We start from the raw sequence: 7,481 nt of genomic DNA on the forward strand, positions 1-7,481 counted from the left end.
TTATTCATTTGACACACGTGCGATTTTTCCCTGCTCTAAATACACTAATAAAATCGAAATGTCTGCCGGATTGACTCCCGAAATGCGTGACGCTTGTGCAATGGAAAGCGGACGAACTTGTTTTAGTTTTTGACGCGCCTCTGTCGCCAATCCTGTAATCGCATCGTAATCAATGTCTTCTGGAATTTTTTTATTTTCCATTTTCTTTAATTTTTCAACTTGTTGTAGCGATTTTTCAATATATCCTTCGTATTTAATTTGAATTTCTACTTGCTCTGCTACTTCAGGATCAATCGGTTGTTCCGCTGGTGCAATCATTTGAATGTGCTCGTACGTCATTTCTGGACGCTTTAACAAGTCAGCTGCACGAATGCCGTCTTTTAACTCGCTTCCCCCGGCATCCCGAATAAGTTGTTGTACTTGTGGGGTTGGCTTAATGATGTAAGATTTTAAGCGTTTCTTTTCCGCTTCGATCGCTTCTTTCTTTGCGACAAACTTCTCATATCGCTCTTGTGAAATTAAACCGATTTTATAGCCAATTTCCGTTAAACGTAAATCGGCATTGTCGTGACGTAATAAAAGACGATATTCTGCACGGGATGTTAGCAAGCGATATGGCTCGTTCGTTCCTTTTGTCACAAGGTCATCAATTAAAACACCAATATATGCTTCTGAGCGGCTTAAAATTAACTCCTCTTTTCCAAGCGCTTTACAAGCGGCATTAATGCCGGCAATAAGCCCTTGACCAGCTGCTTCTTCATATCCAGATGTCCCGTTAATTTGGCCTGCTGTATATAGTCGTTGAACAACTTTTGTTTCTAACGTTGGCCATAGCTGTGTTGGAACGATAGCATCATACTCAATCGCATAACCAGCACGCATGAGCTGTGCCTTCTCTAGCCCCGGTATTGTCGCTAACATTTGACGTTGAATATGCTCCGGCAAACTTGTCGATAAACCTTGTACATATACTTCCTGCGTATGTCTTCCTTCTGGTTCAAGGAAAATTTGATGACGTGGTTTATCATGGAAACGGACGATTTTATCTTCAATTGATGGACAATAACGCGGACCTGTCCCTTTAATCATTCCTGAATACATCGGTGACAAATGTAAATTTTCATCGATGATTCGGTGCGTTTCTTCTGTCGTATAAGTGAGCCAACAAGGAAGTTGGTCGGTAATGTATTGTTTCGTCTCATAGGAGAACGCTCGTGGCACGTCATCTCCCGGCTGAATTTCTGTTTTGCTGTAATCAATCGTATGGCTATTTACACGCGGTGGTGTTCCTGTTTTAAAGCGAACTAATTCAAAACCAAGTTCCTCTAAATGCTCTGAAAGTTTAATCGATGGCTGTTGATTGTTCGGACCGCTTGAATATTTAATGTCACCAATAATAATTTCACCGCGTAAAAACGTTCCTGTCGTAATAACGACAGCCTTAGCATAATAGCGAGCACCTGTATGCGTAATGACACCTCTACATACACCGTCTTCTACGATTAATTTTTCTACTTTTCCTTGTAATAACGTTAAATTCTCTTGGTTTTCTAACGTCTTTTTCATTTCTTGTTGATATAAAAATTTATCTGCTTGTGCACGCAACGCTCGCACCGCAGGTCCTTTTCCTGTGTTCAACATTCGCATTTGAATATGCGTTTTGTCGATGTTTTTTCCCATTTCTCCGCCCAATGCGTCAATTTCCCGAACGACAATCCCTTTTGCAGGTCCGCCGATTGATGGGTTACATGGCATAAAAGCAATCATATCGAGATTGAGCGTAATCACTAGCGTACTTGCTCCCATGCGTGCAGCAGCAAGCGCCGCTTCACATCCCGCATGACCGGCACCGACAACGATAACATCATAAGATCCTGCCTCGTAATGCATAAACACCCTCCTTATTTTCCTAAACAAAATTGTGCAAACAATTGATCAATCAAACTTTCGTGCACCGTATCTCCAACAATTTCACCTAACAATTCCCACGCTCTCGTTAAATCAATTTGCACGATGTCGATCGGCATCCCCGCTTCGATGCCGTGAATCGCTTCTTCTATCGCTTTTTTTGCTTGCGTCAACAATGCAATATGACGCGAGTTTGATACATATGTTAAATCGCGCGCCTCTACATCTCCACTGAAAAACAATGAGGCAATCGCCTCTTCAAGTTGCTCGATCCCTCTTTCCTCCAAAAGAGATGTCGTAATAATTGGTAATCCTTGCGCTAATTGCTTCACTCGGTCCATATCAATTCGCTTCGGTAAGTCTGTTTTATTAACAACAACAATGGCGTCCATTCCTTTGACCGCTTCAAACAACTGCTCATCTTCTACTGTTAGCGGCTCATTGTAGTTAAGTACAAGCAAAATTAAATCAGCTTCTTTTAACACTTTCCGTGACCGCTCGACCCCAATACGTTCGACAATGTCTTCTGTCTCACGAATGCCCGCTGTATCTAGCAAACGAAGCGGTACACCACGAACATTTACATATTCCTCAATAACATCACGAGTTGTGCCTGGAATATCCGTCACGATCGCACGATTTTCATGAGCTAAACTGTTTAACAACGATGATTTCCCAACATTTGGACGACCGATAATCACTGTCGCTAGTCCGTCTCTTAACACTTTTCCTTGTTGTGCCGTTTGTAGTAGCCGTTCAATTTCATTTTTCACTTCTGTCGCCTTCTCAAGCAGCAACCGATGCGTCATTTCTTCGACGTCGTCATATTCTGGATAGTCGATATTTACTTCGACATGTGCCAACGTTTCTAAAATCGTTTGGCGCAAGCGACGAATCAGTTTCGATAAACGACCTTCCATTTGATTCAATGCAACAGCCATGGCACGATCTGTTTTGGCGCGAATAAGATCAATGACCGCTTCTGCTTGGGATAAATCAATACGCCCATTTAAAAAAGCTCTTTTTGTAAATTCTCCAGGTTGCGCTAGACGAGCTCCATACGCTAACACGAGTTGAAGAACGCGGTTGACGGAAACGAGCCCCCCGTGGCAGTTAATTTCGACAACATCTTCACGCGTAAATGTCTTCGGAGCCTTCATCACCGTAACCATCACTTCTTCAATCGTTTCTTTCGTCTCCGGATGTACTATGTGTCCATAATGAATTGTATGAGATGGGACGTCTTTTAGCTTCTTTCCTCCTACACCAACAAACAGTTGATCAACAATTTTTATCGCTTCATCCCCGCTTAAACGGACGATAGCAATCGCCCCTTCACCCATCGGGGTCGAGATCGCTGCAATTGTATCGAATTCCACGCTATTCACGAAACTTACGCAAGGAAGCCCCTGCCTTTAGGCACGGGGAGGAATTGCACCTTACGCAAGTTCCGCCACCCCCTTTCCATAAGCATATCCGTCAAATCGCTGAATGACTTGGACATATCTATAATTTATTCCTTGTGCGATACGTTTACCGTCCTTGCCTTTAATATCGAAACTTCCAGTCTTTCTACATGCGACTTCGCCAAACCAAACGCCTTGATATTTCCCTCTTGGGACAACAGCCTTAACCATGTCCCCTGTTTGAAAACCAAAGAAGAATTTTTGTCTTGCAAGATAACCTCTTGGGAAGCCATATCTATCTAGGTTTGTGCGTGAACGACTACCACGCCCTTTTGCCTTGATAAATAACACTTCTTTTGTTTTGAAATATAAGTGATTTGGTGTGCTTTCTCCCACGCAACAAGCGTCAAAATAGTGTGTTTTCGGCAAGTCTAAACGAATACGATTCATTTTCGTTCGTGCACCTGTTCCACACTCGACATCTAATCCTGTCTGCTTTAACACTTCATACGCTTTCCATCTTGTCGAGTTGATAGCACTTGCATCCTTTAATGATTCTTTGACTTGCTTTTGAATGTGCGGATACCCGAATTCTTCTGCTGTCTTACTTCCTTTGCGCTGATTACAGTCATGACAGGCAAGACATAGGTTATCCACTCGGTCTGTTCCACCTCTCGATTTTGGAATGATATGCTCCACTTCAAGTGGAACATTTTCTTTTCCGCAATAACAACACTTCCGCCCAAACTTTTCAAGCAAATACTCCCGTACTTCATATCCTTGTAGCGTGCCTTGTTGATACTCTACACCATTGATTTCAGGATTTCGCATGAGTTGCGTGTCGAATTTGGCATTTTCGTATGATATATACCCAATGGGGCATAACTTCTTTAGGCGGTTAACCCATGTTTGGATATTTTGCACACGACTCTCTAGTGATGACGGCAACCACCCCTCCTTTCGCTTGCGGTTCAGAAAGCGTGGTTTTCTGTATCTTGTTTTTCGATTTCGTCTTGCTCGACGAAAAGCACGCCTTTTATCTATTCTTTCCTTGATGTCTGTGCGATGGTCAAGTTGCCCTAACCATACCACTTCTTGTCCTCGCAAAATCGCTAATCCTGTATGCCTGCTTCCATAGTCGATTTTTAGCCGATATGTTGCTTTAATTTCTGATTCGTCTACTGATTTTTTCAAGATGATGGTAAATGGAAATCGCCTGTAAATCGCCGCCTTCCCTTGTTTCAACAGCTTTCTTGCAACTGCTTCGTGACAAGGAGCAAGCGGACGTTTGTTTGTGTCTAACACAAAAACCATAGGGTCCTCCCCTTTCCTCTGCTTACGCAGGTCATATTCTCCTCGACCATGTTATAGATGCTTGTTATGTGCAAGACACTAGCGCTACCCACCACGCTTGTTTAACCTTGCACGACAGAGGAACGGGCTGGAGAAGCACCCGAACGTGTCATGACATCTATAACGTAGGCTCTGTTTCAAGCCTTGGTCTGGTCAACATGGGGCTTACAAGCCCATGACTTTAGTCATTGGGTTGTTGACCTTCTTTCTTAAAACAAAATTATCCACATCTATATCATTCATGTTTTATTCACAATGGTAATCAAGTAAATTTTAACTTATCCACATGTGAATAACAACATACATACTGCGTTTGAATTTACAAAAAAAATTCTCTAGGAACGACTTCCCCTAGAGAATGTTTATCTTTTTAGTGAAATAACGACATGACGATGCGGTTCCGTCCCAGCTGAAAACGTCTGTATTCTATCGTCATCACTTAGCGCCGTATGAATGACTTTTCGCTCCCATGCACTCATCGGTTCTAACGAAATATCTTTCCCCGTTTGTATCGCTTTTTTCGCCATATTTTTTGCTAAACGAACAAGTGTTTCTTCTCTTCGTTTTCGATATCCTTCCGCATCAATAACAACGCGAAGCGGACGATCCGTATAGCGATTTAACACTCCTTGCGCCAATAATTGTAACGCATTCAACGTTTGGCCATGCTTTCCAATCACCCGTGCAACCTCTGGACCTGAAAGCAAGACGACGAGATGTTCATCTTTCTGTTCGAAAGCGAGATGGACACGCACACCCATCTGCTCGATAACATGTTTTAAAAACGATTTGACACAATCAAACGGATGACGGATCACAATCTCCACGATTGCTTCTTGTCCACCGAACAAACCAAGAAACGGCTTTTTTTCTTGTTGCACAACAACAATATCGACCGCTTCTTTCGACAAATGTAATTGCGCTAACGCTTTGTCCACTGCCTCTTCTACCGTTTGGCCCCTCATCGTGATTCGTTTCACTTTCCTGTTCCCCCAGCTTGTTTCGTTGCTTTTAAGTCTGGTCCTTTAATGAAATACGTCTGTGCAATCATAAACAAGTTTCCAACTACCCAATAAAGCGAAAGTGCTGCTGGGAAGTTGATCGCAAAAACAACGACCATAATTGGCATTAACCAAAGCATCATCGCCATTTGTGGATTTTGCTGCTCGGTGCCAGCCATCATCATCTTTTGCTGAATAAATGTTGTGACCCCTGCGACAAGTGGCAAGATGAAAAACGGATCTTTTTCACCTAAGTCAAACCATAAAAAATTATGGCGTGCAATTTCTTCTGTGCGCATAATAGCATGGTAAAATCCAATTAAAATCGGCATTTGAATAAATAGCGGCAAACAACCAGCTAACGGATTGACACCGTGTTTTTGGAAAAGTAACATCGTTTCTTGTTGGAGCTTTTGCTGCGTTTGCGCGTCTTTTGAACTGTATTTTTCGCGAAGTTTTTGTAATTCCGGTTGCAACGCTTGCATCGCCTTAGAATTTCTCGTTTGTTGAATCATTAACGGCAAAATAGCTAAACGAATCAAAATAGTTACGACGATAATACCTAAGCCGTAATTCGAACCAAATAACTCAGACGTATATGTAATTAACCAAGATAGCGGGTAAACGATATATTCGTTCCAAAATCCCTTACTCTCCGCCGTAATAGGTTGGTTAATTTCCGAACATCCTGCTAATACAACAGCAAGAAGTAAAAACAGCCATGCGACCTGCCTTTTTTTCACTCGTTTTTTCCCCCTTACTTTATACATTCCATGAAATATTTTAGCATATCGGTCGAGCAAACATTTAATGAAAAACGTTTGCTCGTCTTAAAACGTGCAATAAGCTTTTTTTCGTCTCTTCATACTCCATCGTAGCTACCGGCATTCGCGCAATAATAACATAGTCTTTGCCTATCTCAATTCGATCGCGCTCTTCGTGAAACACTTGGCGAATATATCGTTTCACACGATTCCGAACGACCGCTTTCCCTATTTTCTTGCTAACGGACAACCCGATGCGAAAATACGGTTGCTCTGGTTTATCGAGAACATACAAAACAAACTGCCGATTCGCCACCGATGTTCCTTTTTTAAATACTTCTTGAAATTCTTCATTCTTTTTTATGCGATATTTTTTTTTCATGTGCTTTCATCACACCTCAATTGTCACTCCCGTTAGAAAAAAGACCACTGATCGTTCAGTGGCCTATGCAGATAATACTTTTCTTCCTTTACGACGACGGCGAGCAAGAACTTTTCTTCCGTTCTTTGTGCTCATACGCGCACGGAAACCGTGTACTTTGCTACGCTTCCGTTTGTTTGGTTGATACGTTCTTTTCATATATGACACCTCCCTGAGGAATAACTGTTAAAAGACAGTCTTTCTAATTATAGTGAGAAATTAAGAGAAATGTCAACTACTCCGGGAGTATCTTTTTTTGAATATATTGTGATTATTACTGTGGATATTTTTTTTGTCGTTTTTTTGTATCCACAACATTTATCGACAAGTTTTTCACATCTTATAACCTTGTGGATAAAATTTTTTCACACCTTTTTTGATTTGTGGATAATATTTTTAAAACCATTGCAACATATGTATCTATCTGCTATTATATTGTTGTTTTTACTCTGGATAATTTAATAATTTTTTCTCATTATCCACAAAATGTGGATAATGTGTGGACAGTTTCGTCCACATGATGTGTAAATATTTGTCCACAATCGGTGAAAACTGTCGAAAAAAATTTTTTTTATAGACAAAGTTATACAAAAGTTAAACACCCGCGCGGAGAAGGAGGGAGAGCGGC

General features: G+C 41.5%; 7 protein-coding genes. All 7 read right to left on the reverse strand.

Annotation, left to right across the window (positions count from 1 at the left end; translation table 11 throughout):
* Positions 1 to 1,890 carry a tRNA uridine-5-carboxymethylaminomethyl(34) synthesis enzyme MnmG gene (gene mnmG, locus NSQ23_RS15815; RefSeq protein ID WP_064221296.1) on the reverse strand — a complete coding sequence of 630 codons (1,890 nt, stop codon included), beginning with the start codon at positions 1,888 to 1,890 and terminating at the stop codon, positions 1 to 3.
* An 11-nt stretch (positions 1,891 to 1,901) separates the two neighbouring features.
* A complete protein-coding gene (mnmE, locus tag NSQ23_RS15820) occupies positions 1,902 to 3,287 on the reverse strand; it encodes a tRNA uridine-5-carboxymethylaminomethyl(34) synthesis GTPase MnmE (RefSeq protein WP_004893260.1) in 1,386 nt (461 codons plus the stop codon).
* Positions 3,288 to 3,347: 60 nt separating this feature from the next.
* A complete protein-coding gene (gene iscB / locus NSQ23_RS15825; RefSeq protein WP_339172146.1) occupies positions 3,348 to 4,628 on the reverse strand; it encodes an RNA-guided endonuclease IscB in 1,281 nt (426 codons plus the stop codon).
* A gap of 401 nt (positions 4,629 to 5,029) precedes the next feature.
* A complete protein-coding gene (gene jag, locus NSQ23_RS15830) occupies positions 5,030 to 5,647 on the reverse strand; it encodes an RNA-binding cell elongation regulator Jag/EloR (RefSeq protein WP_077429085.1) in 618 nt (205 codons plus the stop codon).
* Positions 5,644 to 6,411 (reverse strand): YidC family membrane integrase SpoIIIJ, encoded by a 768-nt coding sequence (gene spoIIIJ, locus NSQ23_RS15835; protein WP_237811826.1) that lies wholly within the window; start codon positions 6,409 to 6,411, stop codon positions 5,644 to 5,646. The genes jag and spoIIIJ overlap by 4 nt, the downstream gene beginning before the upstream one ends.
* A gap of 64 nt (positions 6,412 to 6,475) precedes the next feature.
* On the reverse strand, positions 6,476 to 6,814 hold the full coding sequence (rnpA, locus tag NSQ23_RS15840) for a ribonuclease P protein component (RefSeq protein ID WP_004893265.1): 339 nt from the start codon (positions 6,812 to 6,814) through the stop codon (positions 6,476 to 6,478).
* A gap of 63 nt (positions 6,815 to 6,877) precedes the next feature.
* Complete coding sequence (rpmH, locus tag NSQ23_RS15845) at positions 6,878 to 7,012, reverse strand: 50S ribosomal protein L34 (RefSeq protein ID WP_003397591.1); 135 nt, start codon at positions 7,010 to 7,012, stop codon at positions 6,878 to 6,880.
* Positions 7,013 to 7,481 lie beyond the last annotated feature (469 nt).

Source organism: Anoxybacillus sp. FSL W8-1294, from assembly GCF_037965005.1.
GTDB classification, from domain to species: Bacteria; Bacillota; Bacilli; order Bacillales; family Anoxybacillaceae; genus Anoxybacillus; species Anoxybacillus flavithermus_G.